This is a genomic window from Williamsia maris (assembly GCF_024171815.1).
GTDB classification, from domain to species: Bacteria; Actinomycetota; Actinomycetes; order Mycobacteriales; family Mycobacteriaceae; genus Williamsia_A; species Williamsia_A maris.
Map to the genome: position 1 here is coordinate 1050620 of NZ_JAMTCJ010000003.1, position 17375 is coordinate 1067994.

Annotated in this window: 15 protein-coding genes; 7 read left to right on the forward strand and 8 right to left on the reverse strand. The window is 68.5% G+C overall.

Annotated elements, in window-relative coordinates; translation table 11 throughout:
• Positions 1-7 precede the first annotated feature (7 nt).
• Positions 8-493 carry a SixA phosphatase family protein gene (locus LX13_RS18100; RefSeq protein WP_253662646.1) on the forward strand — a complete coding sequence of 162 codons (486 nt, stop codon included), beginning with the start codon at positions 8-10 and terminating at the stop codon, positions 491-493.
• A gap of 1 nt (position 494) precedes the next feature.
• On the opposite strand, the gene LX13_RS18105 is transcribed toward LX13_RS18100, so the two are convergent.
• Genes LX13_RS18105 through map form a run of 4 tightly spaced genes read right to left on the reverse strand, consistent with a single transcriptional unit; the run spans position 495 to position 4382 of the window.
• Positions 495-1427: an NAD(P)/FAD-dependent oxidoreductase gene (locus LX13_RS18105; protein ID WP_253662647.1), complete on the reverse strand. Its 933-nt coding sequence runs from the start codon at positions 1425-1427 to the stop codon at positions 495-497.
• A gap of 10 nt (positions 1428-1437) precedes the next feature.
• Positions 1438-2352 (reverse strand): alpha/beta hydrolase family protein, encoded by a 915-nt coding sequence (locus LX13_RS18110; RefSeq protein WP_253662648.1) that lies wholly within the window; start codon positions 2350-2352, stop codon positions 1438-1440.
• Positions 2345-3589 carry an alpha/beta hydrolase gene (locus LX13_RS23550; protein ID WP_253662649.1) on the reverse strand — a complete coding sequence of 415 codons (1245 nt, stop codon included), beginning with the start codon at positions 3587-3589 and terminating at the stop codon, positions 2345-2347. Before LX13_RS23550 ends, LX13_RS18110 begins: the two co-directional genes overlap by 8 nt.
• Positions 3590-3599: 10 nt before the next feature.
• On the reverse strand, positions 3600-4382 hold the full coding sequence (gene map / locus LX13_RS18120; RefSeq protein ID WP_253662650.1) for a type I methionyl aminopeptidase: 783 nt from the start codon (positions 4380-4382) through the stop codon (positions 3600-3602).
• A gap of 100 nt (positions 4383-4482) precedes the next feature.
• Between map and LX13_RS18125 the strand changes: the two genes are divergently transcribed.
• Positions 4483-4755, forward strand: coding sequence for a helix-turn-helix domain-containing protein (locus tag LX13_RS18125; protein WP_253662651.1), 273 nt, complete (start codon positions 4483-4485; stop codon positions 4753-4755).
• The gene (locus LX13_RS18130) at positions 4752-5432 is read left to right on the forward strand and encodes a type 1 glutamine amidotransferase (protein WP_253662652.1); all 681 of its coding nucleotides are present in this window, start codon (positions 4752-4754) and stop codon (positions 5430-5432) included. Before LX13_RS18125 ends, LX13_RS18130 begins: the two co-directional genes overlap by 4 nt.
• A 124-nt stretch (positions 5433-5556) precedes the next feature.
• Here the strand turns inward: LX13_RS18130 and LX13_RS18135 are convergent, their stop codons facing one another.
• Positions 5557-6426 (reverse strand): undecaprenyl-diphosphate phosphatase, encoded by an 870-nt coding sequence (locus tag LX13_RS18135; protein ID WP_253662653.1) that lies wholly within the window; start codon positions 6424-6426, stop codon positions 5557-5559.
• Complete coding sequence (locus LX13_RS18140) at positions 6423-7598, reverse strand: DNA polymerase IV (RefSeq protein ID WP_253662824.1); 1176 nt, start codon at positions 7596-7598, stop codon at positions 6423-6425. The genes LX13_RS18135 and LX13_RS18140 overlap by 4 nt, the downstream gene beginning before the upstream one ends.
• A 419-nt stretch (positions 7599-8017) precedes the next feature.
• On the opposite strand from LX13_RS18140, the gene LX13_RS18145 reads away from it, so the two are divergent.
• The 4 genes from LX13_RS18145 (at position 8018) to LX13_RS18160 (ending at position 11989) form a co-directional block, all read left to right on the forward strand.
• Positions 8018-8992 (forward strand): alpha/beta hydrolase, encoded by a 975-nt coding sequence (locus LX13_RS18145; RefSeq protein ID WP_253662654.1) that lies wholly within the window; start codon positions 8018-8020, stop codon positions 8990-8992.
• A 148-nt stretch (positions 8993-9140) separates the two neighbouring features.
• Complete coding sequence (locus LX13_RS18150; protein ID WP_253662825.1) at positions 9141-9512, forward strand: VOC family protein; 372 nt, start codon at positions 9141-9143, stop codon at positions 9510-9512.
• Between the two features lie 28 nt (positions 9513-9540).
• On the forward strand, positions 9541-10884 hold the full coding sequence (locus tag LX13_RS18155) for a type I glutamate--ammonia ligase (RefSeq protein ID WP_253662655.1): 1344 nt from the start codon (positions 9541-9543) through the stop codon (positions 10882-10884).
• On the forward strand, positions 10877-11989 hold the full coding sequence (locus LX13_RS18160) for an amidohydrolase family protein (RefSeq protein ID WP_253662656.1): 1113 nt from the start codon (positions 10877-10879) through the stop codon (positions 11987-11989). Before LX13_RS18155 ends, LX13_RS18160 begins: the two co-directional genes overlap by 8 nt.
• A 33-nt stretch (positions 11990-12022) precedes the next feature.
• Here the strand turns inward: LX13_RS18160 and LX13_RS18165 are convergent, their stop codons facing one another.
• Both LX13_RS18165 and LX13_RS18170 read right to left on the reverse strand, forming a co-directional pair.
• Positions 12023-13195, reverse strand: coding sequence for an NAD(P)/FAD-dependent oxidoreductase (locus LX13_RS18165; protein WP_253662657.1), 1173 nt, complete (start codon positions 13193-13195; stop codon positions 12023-12025).
• Positions 13196-13390: 195 nt separating this feature from the next.
• The gene (locus tag LX13_RS18170; protein ID WP_253662658.1) at positions 13391-17347 is read right to left on the reverse strand and encodes a DNA-directed RNA polymerase subunit beta'; all 3957 of its coding nucleotides are present in this window, start codon (positions 17345-17347) and stop codon (positions 13391-13393) included.
• Positions 17348-17375 lie beyond the last annotated feature (28 nt).

Sequence of the window (17375 nt, forward strand, 5' to 3'; positions counted from 1 at the left end):
CGGCCCCATGGCGGGCACCTTGATCTTGATGCGGCACGGCAAGTCCGGCTACCCCGACGGCGTGGCCGACCACGAACGGCCACTGGCCGAGCGGGGCATCCGCGAGGCGGAGCTGGCCGGCGAATGGATGGCCCGCGACGGTCTCGAGGTCGACGCCGTGATCTGTTCGACCGCCACCCGTACCCGGCAGACGCTGCAGCGGACCGGGATCGACGCGGACTCGGTGTCCTATGTCGACGCGGTGTACGGCGGTACCCCTGACGACGTGTTCGAGGCGATTCGCGCCCACGTCGCCGAGGACGCGCAGACCGTGCTCGTCGTCGGCCACGAGCCGGGGATGCCCGCGACCGCGCTCACCCTCGACCCGGACGCCGACATCGACCAGTTCCCCACCTCGGCCTACGCGGTGCTGACCGTCGAGGCGGACTGGGATCAGATCGGCGTCTCGGCCGAGGACACCGCCACCCTCGAAGGGCTGTTCATCCCGCGCTGAGTCATCTGCGGGCGGCGATGATCGCGGCCGCGAGGTCGGCCCCCGATCGCCAGGCGCTCTCGACGCGCGGCGAGCCCTGCGGACACCACTGGTCACCGGCGAGCCCCACCAGCCGGCCGTCCACGGTCGCGAGGTGGTGACTCGCGTCGTGCTGATCCGACGGTTTGGCGAAGGTCCACCGGTGCGCGTGGGTCCAGATCGGCGCGTCGACACCGAGTACCCCGGTGACCGCCTCGGTCACGAAGGGCACCACCGAATCGGGGTCGTCGAGGTGACGCGCGGCGCGATCACCGGTGGTGTGGACGACGAGGACCGGCACGTTGTCACCGCGACGCGCACCGTCGTCGGCGATGAACGCGATGTCGGGGTGGTCGTTGACGAACGCCGCGTCGACGAACGGGAGAGCCGCCGACGCCGATGTCCTCGAGTCGAATTCGCACACCACCGCGATCACGGCCTCGTACTCGACGGGATCGGGGACCGAGGTGATCCGGGCGGCCTGTGGGTCGGGCATCGCGATCACCACGTCGCCGTCGGGGAGGTCGTCGACGTCGACCGTCGTGACCTCGATGTCACCGAGGACGTCACGCACCAGCGACCGCAGACCGCCGGGCGTCGCCCAGCGCATCGGACCGGTCGAGGTCCGGGAACCGCCGTCGGCACCCAGGACCCCGAACGTGTCGGTCCACTCGCGCGCCAGACCGGCCGCCTGCCACCGCCGTACGACGGCGTCGAAACCCTCGTCGCGGACGGTGAAGTAGCCGGCGCCGACATCGACGCGTCGGCCGCGGAGTTCCGGCGACGCCATCCGCCCGCCCGGGGCGCGACCGCGGTCGAGAACCCGAACCGCCACCCCCGCGGCGGCCAACGCCGCCGCGCAGGACGCCCCCGACATACCGGCTCCGACGATGGTCACGGGCTGATCGGTGCTCACCCGTCCGACCCTACGGACTCGACCACACCACCAGTTCCGGCCAGGGGTTCTCCCCGTCGCGGAGCCAGCGCAACGACATCCGCCAGAAGTCGTCGCGGTGTCGGCTGTGGAAGAGCCCGAAGTGACCGATCGAGCCGTGTCCCAGCGCGGCGGGCGGGATCATCACCTGGGTGCGCGGCGCGTCGGGAAGGTAGTCCAGGGGACGTCGCAGCGCGGGGACGGTGCCGTAGTCGTCGTCGGTCGTCGCGACGGCGAGGACCGACGCCTCGATGGCGGCGGCCGTGGCCCGCACGCCCGTTCGTTCGCGGCGGGGGTAGTTGTCCTCCATCCGGCGACGACGCCAAGCGCACTCCCAGGCGACCCCGCGGGGCACGTCCTCCATCCAGCCCAGCCGTTTGGCCGGGAGGTACCCACACACGAGCGCGAGCACCGGTGTGACCACCTTCCATCGCCAGAAGAACGTTCGGCGCGCCGACGGCGCCCAGTCCCGCCACCAGTTGTACTGGCCGCCGACGGTGAGCATCCGGGTGATCTCGACCGACCGACTCGCCCAGAGAGGGACGACCCCTCCCACGCTGTGTCCGACCACCGCGATCTCGGCGTCCGGCCACTGCGAGCGCACGTGTGCGACGACGGCGTCGAAGTCGAGGCGTCCCCAGTCCTGCCACCGACATCGCATGTCGCGCAGACGTTCCGGTCGCGATGCCCCGATGCCGCGGTAGTCGAAGGTGATGACGTGGAAGCCGGCCTCGGCCAAGAACGCGGCGTAGCGGTGGTAGTACGTCGCCACCACGCCGGTCGCGGCGGTCACGATCACCACCCGCAGCGGGCCCTCGTCGGGCCGCTCGGGCGTCCACCGGTGTCCGCCGAGCGGGAACCCGTCGGCGCACTCGATTCTGATCGGCGTGCCGCCCACCTCAGGCACGGACCGCGAGTTCGGGCAGGCCGACGATGATCACCGCGAAGTTGTACCCCGACATCCGCAGCGTCTCGTCACCGCAGGAGCCGAAGGTGCGCGGGTAGTCGGCGTGCCGGGGTGCGCCCTCGCGGTACCGACCGTCCGGGCTCGTGCCCGCCGCGGCGGACAGCGCGACGAAGTGGTCGTCGTAGGGGTCGCCGCCGAAGTAGCCGAGCTCGGCGATGCGGTCCTGCGCACCCTTCATGACGTAGACGTGACCGTCGGTGAGTCCGTAGTCCGACGCCTGTCGGAAATGCTGCGGCGACCACGTCGGGGACAGCCCTGGCGACCCGTAGAAGACCACGTCGTCGACCGACTGACCGCCGTTGCGTCCCAACGCCAGTGAGGTGACCAGTGATCCGTAGGAGTGACCCAGCGCGGTGATGTGCGGGGTGTCGACCTCGGCCGTGGCACGCAATCCACGGTAGAACTCGCTCAGCCGCGGCGCCGATCGGACCGCGACGCGGGAGGTGCCGAGCTCGCCGATGCCGACGAGCCGGGCCAATCGGTTCGGCCCGGTGAGGTTGGGCGGCACGTACCCCAGCCACGCGATGTTCGCGACCACCTGCCGCTCCCGCCCGCCACCGAAGCGACGCAGCTCGGCGACGCAGACCTTCGTCAGTTCCTCGGCCTGCCTGCGCATCCCGTCCAGCGAACCGCTCACCGTGGTCCCCAGACCCGGAGTGGTCACCGAGATGTGCGTCGCCGCATCCGGATCGCCGATGGCGATCGCGGCCAGCCCCCGCTTGGCGCGGCGGACGTCGAGCAGGAGCAGATAGAGGTGCTCGTGGGTGATCTGCTTCTCGATCACCTCGAGGTCACGCAGCTTCTGATCGACGTACCAGCCGTTCTCGTCGGCCGAGGAGAACAGCTTCCGGAGCTTCTGGTGCCACCAGGCCGGTAGTCGAGAGGACTCCAGCCTGCGGGTCAGGCGGTCGCGTTGCGCCTGCAGTTCGGCCCGCTCGCCCGGGATGCGATTGCGGTTGGCGGCGTCGCGGGCCACGGCCGCGATGCCGTCGACTCCCCCGATCCACTCCGGGTGGTCGGCGATGATGCCCGACCGCGCGGCCTCGTCGAGGTCGCGCCAGTACCGCGCCACACCCTCGACGCCGCCGGTGACCGGCGGCGGCGCGAGTTCGCTGCCCGCCGCGGCGACCCTGGTGGCCGCACGACGCAGGGCTGCCTGCACGCTCGCGACATTCACGATTCCCAGGTTATCGACCGGGTGCGGTCGCCAGGGCCGTCAGCACCCGCGCGTCACCGTCGGTGACGGCGATGGTGTGTTCGCTGTGCGCGCCCCGCGAACCGTCGGCCGAGCGGACCGTCCACCCGTCGTCGTCGAACACGACACGATCGGTGGTCGCCACCACCCAGGGCTCGAGCGCCAGGGTCATCCCCGGCTTCAGCGGGATGCCGCGGCGACGTCGGCCGTCGTTGGGGACCGAGGGCGACTCGTGCATCGTGCGGCCGATGCCGTGCCCACCGAATTCGTCGTTGACGGAAAAGCCCCGCGCACGCAGTTCGGCTCCCATCGCCGCCGACACGTCGCCGAGGCGGTTGCCAAGACGCGCGGTCGCGATGCCCGCATCGAGGGCCACCCGCGTCGCCTCGATCATCGCGAGGTCCTCGGCGCGGGCGGTCCCGACGACGACGCTGCGGGCCGAGTCGGCGACCCACCCGTCGACGGACACGGCGAGGTCGACACTGAGCAGGTCGCCGTCGCGCAGCTCGTAGGCGTGCGGCAGTCCGTGCAGCACAGCGTCGTTCACCGACAGGCAGACGGTGTTGCGGAACGGGCCGCGCCCGAAGTCCGGGGAGTAGTCCCAGTAGCAGGACTCCGCACCGCGGTCGGCGATCATCCCGCGCACGATCAGCTCGAGATCACGCAGGTCGACCCCGACCTCGGCGGCGCCGATCACCGCGTCGATGGCCTGCGCCACGAACGTCCCGGCGACGGCCATGGCGTCGACCTCCGACGGCGATTTCAGTTCGATCATGTCCGTGTCCACTCCGCTCGAGATCCGGGCCGTGCCGGTCAGGTATTTTTATACCGGTATAGAAATACCAGAGAGGCTCGATCTCGGCTAATCTGGCCCGATGGTTCGCACACCCCTCACGCCCGAGCAGATCGCCGCCGGCCGACGGCTCGGCGCGCACCTGCGCGCGGCCCGCGGCGACCGTCCCCTCGACGAGATCGCCCGTGCGGCATCGATGTCCGCGGAGACGCTGCGCAAGATCGAGTCCGGGCGCTTGTTCACGCCAGCGTTCGGTTCGGTGGTCGCACTGAGCGTGGCGTTGGGGATCGACGTGCAGGATCTGGCCGACGCGTGGTTGTCGGTCGCCGGGTCGGCCATCGCGCCCGCCTCGTGACGACGGCCCTGTTCCTGGCGCACGAAGACGACCGGTCGCGTGGACGCGCGGAGGCGGGCAGCCTGGCCGTCGCCGCCCGAACCCGCGGTTTCGAGGTCGTCGTCGCGCACCCGTCCGACGACCTCCCCCGTCCCGAGACCGTCGATTTCGTGACCGTGCTGGGGTCCGCCCACGCCGCCGACGACGACACCCTGCCGTGGCTGGCGCCGGAACGGGCCTACATCGCCGAGACGCTCGCCGCGGGTACCCCGATCCTCGGGGTGTGCTTCGGCGGGCAGGTGCTCAGCCGGGTGCTGGGTGGGGTCGTCGACCGGTCGCCGCATCCGGAGATCGGGTTCGTCTCGGTCGACTCGTCCTGCGATTTCATCGACTCCGGACCGTGGATGCAGTGGCACTTCGACCACTTCACCGTCCCGCCCGGCGCGACGCTGGTCGCCGACAACGCCGCCAACGCGCAGGCGTTCGTCTCCGGTCGGAACCTGGGTCTGCAGTTCCACCCCGAGATCACCGCCGGATCGTTCGCGGCGTGGCGGCTGGGATGGACCCCGGAGTCCGAGGTGGAGGTCGCCCGCGATTTCGACATCGACGTCGACGCGCTGGCCCGTCGGATCACTTCCGACGCCGCCGATCTTGAACGCCGCTGCGCCCGCCTGCTGGACGGTTTCCTCGCGCTCTAGATCCGCCGACCGTGCCCTGAATACTCGCCGACCGTGCCGTGATCACCCGTCGAACGGGCCCAACCCACAGTCAGCCGCACGATCGGTGCGTCGTTTCGGCACGCTCGGCGGCTCATGCCGGCCGTCAGGCGAACAGGGCGATGCTGATCCCGCCCGCGACGAGGCAGTAGGCGACGAACGGGTACAGCGACCGGGTGCGGAAGAACCGCGCCAGGAACGCGACGGCGGCGAAGGCGGCCACGAACGCACAGATCGATCCGACGACCACCTGTCCGCCGATCCCGTCGCCCTCGGGGCCGAACAGTTCCGGGATCTTGAGCACCCCAGCGGCGAGGATCACCGGCGTGGCGAGCAGGAACGCGAACTTCGCGGAGTGCTCGTGGTCGAGTCCGCGCAGGATGCCGCCGGAGATGGTCGCGCCCGACCGTGAGATGCCCGGGAGCAGCGCGAGGATCTGGAAGCTACCGATCAGCGCGGCGTCGGGGTAGCTCAGCGACCCGATGTCGCCCTTCACCCGTCGTCGCGCCACCTGGCGTCTGCGCAACGTCTCGGCGGCGAGCAACACCAGCCCGTTGACGAACAGGAAGATCGCCGCGATCAACGGCGTGGCGAAGACCTCCCGCAGGGGTTTCTCCGCGACCAGCCCGACAATTCCGACCGGGATCGTCGCGATGATGATGAGCCACGCCAACTTTCCGTTCGCGGTGTCGATGCGTCGGGTGCGCAGCGTCCCGATGAAACCGCCGACGATCGCGACCCAGTCACGCCAGTAGTAGACGATCAGCGCAAGGGCGGTGGCGACGTGCAGGGCGACCAGGAACGCGAGAAACGGTGTGTGGCCCTTGCTGTTCGACTCGGTGACCAGCTGCTCCCAGCTACCACCGATCCAGGCGGGCACGATCAGGGAGTGCCCGAGACTCGACACCGGGAACAACTCGGTGACCCCCTGTAGGAGTCCCATGACCACCGATTGCGTGTACGTCAGATCGCTCACGCGTCATTGTGACCCGCCCGGTCGAGGTCGACGACGCCGGGGTCGGCGGTGTCCGGAAGGGCCGAATCATTGTCCGTTACAGGTGAATCGGTGTCCGGTACGGGCGATCCGGGGTCGAGCAACTCGAGTCGGACACCGAGCAGCCGTACCGGTCGATCGAGCTCGAACCGGTCGAGCAACACGTGCACGGGCGGTTCGATGACCGCGAGGTCGACGGTCGGCGCCGCCAGCTTCTTCGACTTCGTCCGCGTGTAGAACGTCGACGTGCGCACCGTCACCGCCACCCGGAACACCACCCGCTCCTCGTCGAGGATCTGTCGGTGCAGATCCGCGGTCAGCTCGGTGAGGCGGTCGTGCATCTCGGCGACGTCGGTGAGATCGGTGGCGAAGGTGTGCACCTTCGAATGTGATTTGGCCACATAGGGTTCGACGGTGATGGTCGAATCGCCGCCGCCTCGGGACAGCACGTAGAGCCAGTTGCCCTGATGCGGTCCGAAGACGGCGATCAGTTCGTCGCGGGGCGTCGCGACGAGGTCGGCCACGGTGTCGACCCCGTTCGCGGCCAACTTGTCCGCCGTCTTGGGTCCGACGCTCCACAGCTCCCGGCACCCCAGATCACCCATCACCGACATCCAGTTGTCGTCGGCCAACGTGTAGATGCGGTCGTCGGCCGGGGGCAGCTTCTTGGCGAAGTTGGTGGCCATCTTGGCGCGCTGCTTGTTGTCGCTGATCCCCACCGAACTGCGCAGGCCGGTCTCGTCGGCGATGCGGGCCCGGATGGCGACCGCGAGGGCGTGCGGGTCGTCGGTGTCGGTGCCGACGTACGCCTCGTCCCAGCCCCAGACCTCCACCGGGTGCCCCAGGTCGCGCAGCGCGGTCATGACGCGCTCCGAGGCCGCGTCGTAGGTCGCGTGGTCGGTGGGGAGATAGATCGCGTCGGGCATCTTGCGGTGCGCACTGCGCATCGGCATGCCTGCGCGGACGCCCACCGCCCGCGCCTCGTACGACGCGCATGTCACGACGGTCCGCATCTGGTGTGGGTCCCCGCTGCCGCCGACGATCACGGGGACACCGACCAACTCGGGTGACCGCTGCCGTTCCACCGAGACCTGGAACTGATCGAGGTCGACGTGCAGGACCCACCGACACCGTCGGGCTGCGGGCGCGGTCACGGCGGCCTCCGATCGTGGGCTCACGGGTTCCTTGAACCCACTATGACGACAATCACCCGCGCGCGTGCGTGTCGCGGCGCCACCGACCGCCCGCGGGCGCGGTCTCGGTCAGAGCCCGGACACCCCGGTGCGGTCGTCCTCGGTTGTCGGGTCACCCGAAAAGCCGGTTCACCGGCGAATCGACCGGTTTCGATCACCGGATCCCAACATCTCGGTGTCACTCCGGCATCGATCATCGTCCGACGAGGTCCCCGCCTGCACCGTGTGCGAGGCTGGCCCGAGTCGATCACGCGGAGGACTCGTGAAACGTTCTGTGAACGGCGTCCGATAACCATTTGGTAACGCCATCGTTTATCCTCCTTCAGACCGAACCTCTCGTGCCCTCATCGGGGGCCTGGCTAGTGAATGTGGTGCATCAGATGTTCTCTCTCCGCCGTTCGAACGGGGGCGCTCGCGCTCTCGTGTCGATCGTCCTCAGCGTCGCCGCGGCCACCGCGCTGGTCACGGTCGGCACCGGATCCGCCAACGCATGGGGCCCGGTTCCCGCTCCGACGTTCAAGTCGGAGCAGATCAACGGGTACGGCATGCCGAACCCGGTCGTCCGCAGCTGGGCATCGACGACCACGAACCCGAAGACCGCCCCGACCATCATCTTCCTGGACGGGCTGCGCGCGACCCCGAAGATCAACGGGTGGGAGAGCGAGACCAACGTCGCGTACCTGAGCCGTCGCGGCTACAACGTCGTCATGCCGGTCGGCGGCCAGTCGAGCTTCTACGCCGACTGGGACCGTCCGAGCATCAGCGCAGGCCAGAACTCGGCCTACCGCTGGGACAGCGTCCTGCAGCACAGCCTCCCCGACTACCTGAACAAGCGTGGGTTCTCCAAGAACCGCACCCTCGTCGGCCTGTCGATGGCCGCGAGCCCCGCGATCATGCTGGCCACGCGTCGCCCCGACCTCTACACCCGCGCGGTGTCGATGTCCGGCTTCCCGCACCTGACCGCCCCCGGCATGCAGACGATGCTGCGCGCCGCGGCGTACGACTCCGGTCGCTACAACCTCAACGACATGTGGGGCATCTTCCCCAACGTCAAGGCCTTCCAGAACGACCCCTGGCTGAACGTCGGCGCGATGCGCGGCCGTCACCTCTGGGTCTACGCCGCCGCCGGCGTGTGGAACGGTCTGCCGCCGAACATCGCCACCTTCGGCACCGGCCTGTCCGGCTCGGCGCTCGAGATCGTCTCGATGGAACAGTCGCAGACCTTCTCGCTGCTGGCCCGGGCCGCCGGCGCCAACGTGCGCACCAGCTTCTTCCCCGTGGGCATCCACGCGTGGAAGTTCTGGCAGGACGAGGTCTACCGCATCGACAAGGCCGGCTGGTTCCGCAACGGCTAGTCCCACCGTCACGACCGACGCCCGGGCGTTCTCCGATCGGAGAATGTCCGGGCGTTCGTCGTATCGAGGACAGCCGATGTCCGTATTGGGTGGAATCGTCTCCTGCGGCACCTCCCCTTCGACGAAAGGCAATCCGATGGCCGACACCCTGGACTGGACCCTCGAGCTCGTCATGATCCCCGTCAGCGACGTCGATCGCACCAAGGAGTTCTACACCCGCGTCGGGTTCAACCCCGACCACGACAGCGTCGTCGACGCCGACACCCGATTCGTGCAGATGACGCCGCCGGGGTCGAACGCCTCGATCGCGTTCGGCCGCGGGATCGTCGACGGCGAACCGGGCTCGGTCAAGGGGCTGCTGGTGTGCGTGTCCGACATCGAGGCCGCCCGCACACACCTGCTCGACCGCGGCATCGAGGTGAGCGAGGTCGATGTGCAGCCCTGGGGGCATTTCGTCTACTTCGCCGACCCGGACGGCAACGCGTGGTCGGTGCAATACCTGCCGTATCGCCACGCGTGAGGGGTTCGGCGAGGGCAGACTGTCCCGTATGGCAATCATCCACTCGGACGTCATCGGGCACCTGCACAGCGGCGGCGTCGAGGTCCTGATCGGCACGGTCGTCAACCCGGCCGGACTGATCCACGCCAAGACCGTCGACGTCTCCCGTGTCACGGATTTCGCGCGTACGGGCCTCGGCGTCTCCCCGGTGTGGCACGCGTTCACCATCGACAAGTTCGGTATCGCCTACTCGGACAAGTTCGGCGCGGTGGGTGATCAGCGGATCCGCATCGACCTCGACGCCATCCGGATACTGGGCGACGGTGTGGCCTGGGCGCCGGCCAGCTTCTTCGACCAGGATTCCGAGCCTGTCCCCGCGTGCTCGCGGGGGATCCTGGGCCGCATGGAGAATCGGCTCGCGGCCGCGGGCATCACCGCCCTGGTGGGTCACGAGCTCGAGTTCGTCCTGGTCGATCCGGCGGGCGAGGCGCTGCCGACCACGATGTGGGCGCAGTACGGACTGGCCGGCGTACTCGAACACGAGGGCTTCGTCCGCGAGGTGCTGACCGCGGCCCGCACGGCCGGTATCGGACTGGAACAGCTGCATCCCGAGTACGGCGGCAACCAGTTCGAGGTGTCGCTCGCACCACTGGCACCCGTCGCGGCCGCCGATCAACTGGTGGCCGCGCGCACGGTCATCAGTCGGGTCGCACGTCGGTTCGGCACACGGGCCTGCTTCTCCCCCAAGCCGTTCGCCGACGGTGTCGGGAACGGAGCGCACCAACACTTCTCGCTCACGGGGACGGACGGACCACTGTTGGCCGGCGGTTCGGCGGCGCGCGGGATGACAGCCGCGGGCGCGTCGGCGGTCGCCGGTGTGGTGGCCGGGCTCCCCGAGATCCAGGCGCTGCTGTGCGGATCGATCGTGTCGGGACTGCGGATGCAGCCGGGGTTCTGGGCCGGGGCGTACGCCTGTTGGGGAACCGAGAACCGCGAGGCGGCAGTTCGATTCGTGCTCGGCGGGCCTGCCAATCCGCACGGCGCCAACGTGGAGGTCAAGATCGTCGACCCGTCGGCCAACTCCTACCTGGCCACCGCCGCGATCCTGGGGATGGCCGCCGAAGGCATCGAACGGGAGCTGACCTTGCCGCCGGAGACCCTGGTGGACCCGGCATCGCAGACCGAGGCCGATCGCGCCGCGGCGGGCACCGTCCTGCTGCCGACAGATCAGGCGAGCGTCATCGACGCGTTGGACCGATCCGCCACCGCCCGTACCGCTCTCGGCGACGACGCGGTCGATGCCGTGGTCGCGGTCCGGCGCTACGAGCAGACGTTCGCCGCGCTGCCGCCCGGCGACATCGCCGACATGTTCCGGATGGCCTGGAGTGTCTGAGCTCGCCGACCACGTCGAATCAGCCGTACTGATCGATCATCACGTCCACGGCTGTTGGTCCGCTCAGGGAGACGCGGGCGATCGCATCCGGTTCGAGAGCGCGCTCAACGAGGCCGACACCGCTCCGGTGACCGAGGTGGGCGCCGGGTTCGACTCCCAGGTCGGTGTCGCCGTGCGGGCGCACTGCGCTCCCCTGCTCGACCTCGAACGTCACGTCGGGGCCGACGAATACCTCACCCGCCGTACCGCACTCGGCGAGACCGAGGTGTCGCGACGCTTCCTGCAGGCGGCCGGGGTGTCGGACTGGTTGGTGGACACCGGGTTCTCGGCCGGTCTCGTCGACACCGGCGAGTTGACGGCGGCCTCCGGCGGGTCGACGCACGAGGTGGTCCGACTCGAGGAGGTCGCCGAGCAGGCCGCGGCCGCACCCGGCGACTACGCCGAGGCGTTCGACGAGATCCTCGGCGAGCGGGCCGCGGGGGCCGTCGCGACCAAGTCCGTGCTGGCCTACCGGGGCGGGTTCGCCGGCGACCTCGGCGATCCGCCACCCGCGCTGGTCGACATCGCCGCGCAACGGTGGCGCGAGGCCGGCGGAACCCGTCTGACCGACCGGATCCTGCTGCGATTCGGGCTGCACCGCGCGCTGCGACTGGGCAAGCCGCTTCAGTTCCACGTCGGGTTCGGTGACCGGGACTGTGATCTGTACGCCGCGAACCCGTTGCTGCTCAACGATTTTCTGCGCTCGTCCGGCGACACCCCGGTCATGCTGCTGCACTGCTACCCGTACGAGCGCGAGGCCGGCTATCTCGCGCAGGCTCATCGCAACGTGTATCTCGACGGCGGGCTGAGCATCACCCACCTCGGTGCGCGGGCGACGTCGTTCGTCGGCCGACTCCTCGAGCTGGCGCCGTTCCGCAAGATCCTCTACTCCTCCGACGGCGCCGGGCCCGCGGAGTTCCACTACCTCGGCGCACGACTCTGGCGGAGCGGGATGACCCGTGTGCTCGACGGTTTCGTCGCCGACGGGGAGTGGAGCGCTGCCGACGCGATGCACGTGGTCGACCTCATCGCGCACGAGAACGCCAGGCGCATCTACCGCCTCTAGCGTGTTGGGCTCTTGTTGCGCCGTGTCGGGCCGTCAGATCGGCGCCGGCTTGCCCTCTTCGATGAGACTCGTGGCCGCCTCATAGTCCTCGTCGCGGTCGAGGGTCAGGGCGCCCACCGTCACGCCGTCGGAGTCGAGGTACCAGATGGTGAACGACTCCCCCGGCCCGTCGGTGCCGTGGTCGGAGTGGTGGGTGCGGTCGTAGCCGTCGCCCCACGCGGCGTACTTCACCGTGCGATCGCCGATGGTCGTCCAGAACCCGGGCACCGAGTCCCACTGCGCGCGAACACCTGCGGCTGCGGTGCCCGCGACCGCACCCTGGTCGTCGGCGTCCTGCCAGTGTTCGGTGGGGATGTGCCGGCCGGCGGTGTCGTTGAACGCTGTCGCGACATCTCCGGCCGCGAAGACGTCGGGGGCCGACGTGCGCATCGACGAGTCCACGACGATCCGACCGTCGTCCAGGGTGATGCCGGCGTCGGCCGCCAGGCCGGAGTTGGGCGTGATGCCGACGGCCGCCACGACCAGGTCGACGTCGATCGTGACACCGGAGTCCAGCCGAACCGACCCCTCCGAGACCGACTCGACCTGTGCTCCTGCGGAATAGCGGACGCCCGCCTGCTCGAGCAGCGCCGCGAAGTGGGACCCGGCGTCGGAGCCCAATCGGGTGCTCTGCGGAGCCGGCTCCGGGGCCACGACGGTGGTGGAGACACCGCGCGCGGCGAGCGACGCCGCCGCCTCACATCCGATGAACCCGGCGCCGATGACGACCGCGGACGCCGCACCGTCGGCCGCATCCCGCAACGCGAGCGCGTCGGCGAGCGACCGCAGGGTGAGGACGGTGTCCCCACCGGGTACGGGCAGGGGTGAGGGAGAGGCCCCGGTCGCCAGGACGAGGTGGCGGTAGCCGATGTCGGATCCGTCGGCGGTCGTCACACGATGGCCGTCGGGATCGAGCGCGGTGACCTCGGTGTCGGTGAGCACCTCGACGTCGTGGTCGTCGAACCATTCCTGCGGCTGCAGGTCGATCTCGCCGGGCCCGGACTCCCCCTGCAGCAGGTCCTTGCTGAGCGGCGGGCGCATGTACGGGGCGTGGGCATCCGCGGTGACGAGCAGGACCCGCCCTCGGCCGTCGTTGTCCCGGTATCCCTGTGCCGCCGACACCGCTGCCGGTCCGGAACCGATGATGAGCAGGTCTGTCTCGCGCATGCGTGACTCCTCGAAATTCGAGACGCCACTTTGCTTCACGTCGTTGTCGGTACTCCATCGACCGTACACACGCCGCCAACCGCCCACTCGTCGTCCGCAACCGCCCACTCGACGGGTGTACGTGCCCACCTTCGGGTGCGGATACAAAACGACCCCCACCCGAAGGTGGGGGTCGCTCTGTGGTTCAGCTACCGACTAGCGGTAGTCGCTCGAGAAGCCGTAGTCGTCCAACGGCACCGCAGCACCGGCGGGAGCACCGAAGGTGCCGTCCGGGCTGTAGTAGGTGTCGTCGTACGACGGCACCGCATAGGCCGCGGCACGTGCCTCTTCGGTCGGCTGCACCGTGATGTTCCGGTACCGGTTGATGCCGGTTCCGGCCGGGATCAGCTTTCCGATGATCACGTTCTCCTTCAGGCCCACCAGCTTGTCGCTGCGGCTGTTGATGGCCGCATCGGTGAGCACGCGGGTGGTCTCCTGGAAGGAGGCCGCCGACAGCCACGACTCGGTCGCCAGCGACGCCTTGGTGATACCCATGAGCACCGGACGTCCGGCCGCGGGCTCGTTGCCCTCGGCCACGACGCGACGGTTGGCCGCCTCGAACTCGGCACGCTCGGTGAGCGAACCGGGCAGGAACTCGGTGGCACCGGAGTCGATGATCGTCACGCGACGCAGCATCTGACGAACGATCGTCTCGATGTGCTTGTCGTGGATCGACACACCCTGGCTCCGGTAGACCTCCTGGACCTCGTTGACGAGGTGCACCTGGACCTGACGGGGACCCATCACGCGCAGGACCTCGTGCGGATCGGCAGCACCTTCCATGAGCTGCTGTCCGACCTCGACGTGGTCACCGTCGGTGAGCAGACGCTCCGAGCCGTCCTCGTGCTTGAACACACGCAGACGCTGACGCTTGGAGATCTTGTCGTAGACAACCTCTTCCGAGCCGTCGTCGGGGGTGATCGTCATCTTGTAGAAGCGATCGTCGTCCTCGAGACGGATGCGACCCGAGACCTCGGCGATGGGCGCCTTGCCCTTGGGCACACGTGCCTCGAACAGCTCCTGGACACGCGGCAGACCACCGGTGATGTCGTCGCCGACACCACCCTGGTGGAACGTACGCATGGTCAGCTGGGTACCGGGCTCACCGATCGACTGGGCGGCGATGATGCCGACCGCCTCACCGATGTCGACGAGCTTGCCGGTCGCCATCGAGCGGCCGTAACACGTTGCGCAGACACCGGTTCCGGTGGTGCAGGTGAGCACGGAGCGCACCTTCACCTCGGTGATGCCTGCGGCCAGCAGGGCCTCGATCGCCGGATCGCCCAGGTCACGCCCGCGCTCGATGATCACGTTGCCGCTCTCGTCGAGTGCGTCGGTCGCCAGGGTGCGGGCGTACGTGGAGGTCTCCACGTGCGCGTCGCGGATCAGCGTGCCGTCGGCCTGCTTCTCGGCGATCGTGGTGTTGATGCCGCGCTCGGTGCCACAGTCGGTCTCGCGAACGATGACGTCCTGCGACACGTCGACGAGACGACGCGTCAGGTAGCCCGAGTCGGCGGTGCGAAGCGCCGTGTCGGCCAGACCCTTACGAGCACCGTGCGTGTTGATGAAGTACTCGGCAACCGTCAGACCCTCACGGAAGGAGGACTTGATGGGACGCGGGATGAACTCACCCTTCGGGTTCGTCACCAGGCCCTTCATGCCCGCCAGCGAGCGGATCTGGGTCATGTTGCCCGCAGCACCGGACTTCACGATCATCGGGATCGGGTTGTCGTCGGGGTAGTGCGCCTCCATGGCCGCACCGACCTCTTCGGTCGCCTGCTTCCAGATCTCGACCAACGCGTCACGACGCTCGTCGGAGGTCAGTGCGCCACGGGCGTACTTCTTCTCCAGACCGTCGGCACGCGCCTCGAAGCCGTCGAGGATCTCCTGCTTGTTCGGCGGGACCAGGACGTCGGTCATCGAGATGGTGACACCCGAACGGGTCGCCCAGTAGAAGCCGACGTCCTTGAGCTTGTCGACGGTCTGCGCGACGACGATCATCGGGTAGCGCTCGGCGAGATCGTTGATGATCACGGCCTGACGCTTCTTCGGCATCTGCTCGTTGACGAACGGGTACTCCTTGGGGAGCAGCTCGTTGAACATGACGCGGCCCAGCGTGGTCTCGGCGATCCACGGCTGCCCGAATTTCCAGGCACCGTCGAACTGCGCGGCCTCGATGTCGGCGGGCGGACGCTGGTCGTCCAGGCGCACCTTGATGGGTGCCTGCACGCTCAACGCGCCACGGTCGAGAGCCATGATGGCCTCGGCCGGGTTCGAGTAGACGCCACGCTCGATGTCGCCGTCGGTCGAGCCGACGAGAGCACCGACCGCTTCCGGCTTCAGGGTCGTGAGGTGATACAGACCCGTGACCATGTCCAGACGCGGCATGGCCAGCGGACGACCCGATGCCGGCGACAGGATGTTGTTCGACGACAGCATCAGGATGCGCGCCTCGGCCTGCGCCTCGGCGGACAGCGGCAGGTGGACTGCCATCTGGTCACCGTCGAAGTCGGCGTTGAACGCCTCACACACCAGCGGGTGCAGCTGGATGGCCTTGCCCTCCACCAGCTGCGGCTCGAACGCCTGGATGCCCAGACGGTGCAGCGTCGGCGCACGGTTCAGCAGAACCGGGTGCTCGGCGATGACCTCTTCGAGGACGTCCCACACGGCCGGGCGCTGACGCTCGACCATGCGCTTGGCGGACTTGATGTTCTGCGCCTGGTTCAGATCGACCAGTCGCTTCATCACGAACGGCTTGAACAGCTCGAGAGCCATCAGCTTGGGCAGACCACACTGGTGCAGCTTGAGCTGCGGGCCGACGACGATGACCGAACGGCCCGAGTAGTCGACGCGCTTGCCGAGCAGGTTCTGACGGAAACGACCCTGCTTGCCCTTGAGCAGATCGCTCAACGACTTCAACGGGCGGTTACCCGGTCCGGTGACCGGACGGCCACGACGGCCGTTGTCGAACAGTGCGTCGACCGACTCCTGCAGCATCCGCTTCTCGTTGTTGACAATGATCTCGGGCGCACCCAGATCGATCAGTCGCTTGAGGCGGTTGTTGCGGTTAATCACGCGGCGGTACAGATCGTTGAGGTCCGAGGTGGCGAAGCGACCACCGTCGAGCTGGACCATCGGGCGCAGCTCCGGCGGGATCACCGGAACGGCGTCGAGGACCATGCCCAGCGGGGAGTTGCCCGACATCTGGAACGCGGCGACGACCTTGAGACGCTTGAGCGCACGGAGCTTCTTCTGCCCCTTGCCACTGCGGATCGTCTCGCGGAGGATCTCGGCCTCGGCGCCGATGTCGAAGGTCTCGAGGAGACGCTTGATCGCCTCGGCACCCATCGCACCGGTGAAGTACTCGCCGTAGCGGTCGATCAGCTCACGGTAGAGCCGCTCGTCGATGATCATGTCCTTCACCGCGAGCTTGGTGAACTTGTCCCAGATCTCCTCGAGGTCGTCGAGGGCACGCTGCGCGGTGTCGCGGATCTTGCGCATCTCGCGCTCGCCGCCGTCCTTCACCTTGCGGCGGGCATCGGCCTTCGCGCCTTCGCGCTCCAGCTCCGCCAGGTCCTCTTCGAGCTTCTTGGCGCGCTCTTCGAGGTCGGAGTCGCGGGTGTCGGCGACACCCTTCTTCTCGACCTCCATCTCGGCCTGCAGCGTCGACAGCTCGTTGTGACGGAGCTCGTCGTCGACCGCGGTGATGACGTACGCGGCGAAGTAGATGATCTTCTCGAGATCCTTCGGCGCGAGGTCGAGCAGGTAGCCCAAGCGCGAGGGAACGCCCTTGAAGTACCAGATGTGGGTGACCGGGGCGGCCAGCTCGATGTGGCCCATCCGCTCACGACGCACCTTGGCGCGCGTGACCTCCACGCCGCAGCGCTCGCAGATGATGCCCTTGAAGCGGACACGCTTGTACTTGCCGCAGTAGCACTCCCAGTCGCGGGTCGGCCCGAAGATCTTCTCGCAGAACAAGCCGTCCTTCTCGGGCTTGAGCGTGCGGTAGTTGATCGTCTCGGGCTTCTTGACCTCGCCGAAGGACCACTTGTGGATGTCGTCCGCGGTGGCCAGACCGATCTTCAGTTCGTCGAAAAAGTTGACGTCGAGCAAGTTGTAACCTTCCTAGCTCTTATCAGGG

Bases quoted from the DNA above. Each gene is read 5' to 3' on its own strand.
- LX13_RS18145 (WP_253662654.1), top strand. From the start codon at position 8,018: ATGTTCTCTCTCCGCCGTTCGAACGGGGGCGCTCGCGCTCTCGTGTCG.
- LX13_RS18155 (WP_253662655.1), top strand. From the start codon at position 9,541: ATGGCAATCATCCACTCGGACGTCATCGGGCACCTGCACAGCGGCGGC.
- map (WP_253662650.1), bottom strand. From the start codon at position 4,382: ATGATCGAACTGAAATCGCCGTCGGAGGTCGACGCCATGGCCGTCGCC.
- LX13_RS18125 (WP_253662651.1), top strand. From the start codon at position 4,483: ATGGTTCGCACACCCCTCACGCCCGAGCAGATCGCCGCCGGCCGACGG.
- LX13_RS18100 (WP_253662646.1), top strand. From the start codon at position 8: ATGGCGGGCACCTTGATCTTGATGCGGCACGGCAAGTCCGGCTACCCC.
- LX13_RS18165 (WP_253662657.1), bottom strand. From the start codon at position 13,195: ATGCGCGAGACAGACCTGCTCATCATCGGTTCCGGACCGGCAGCGGTG.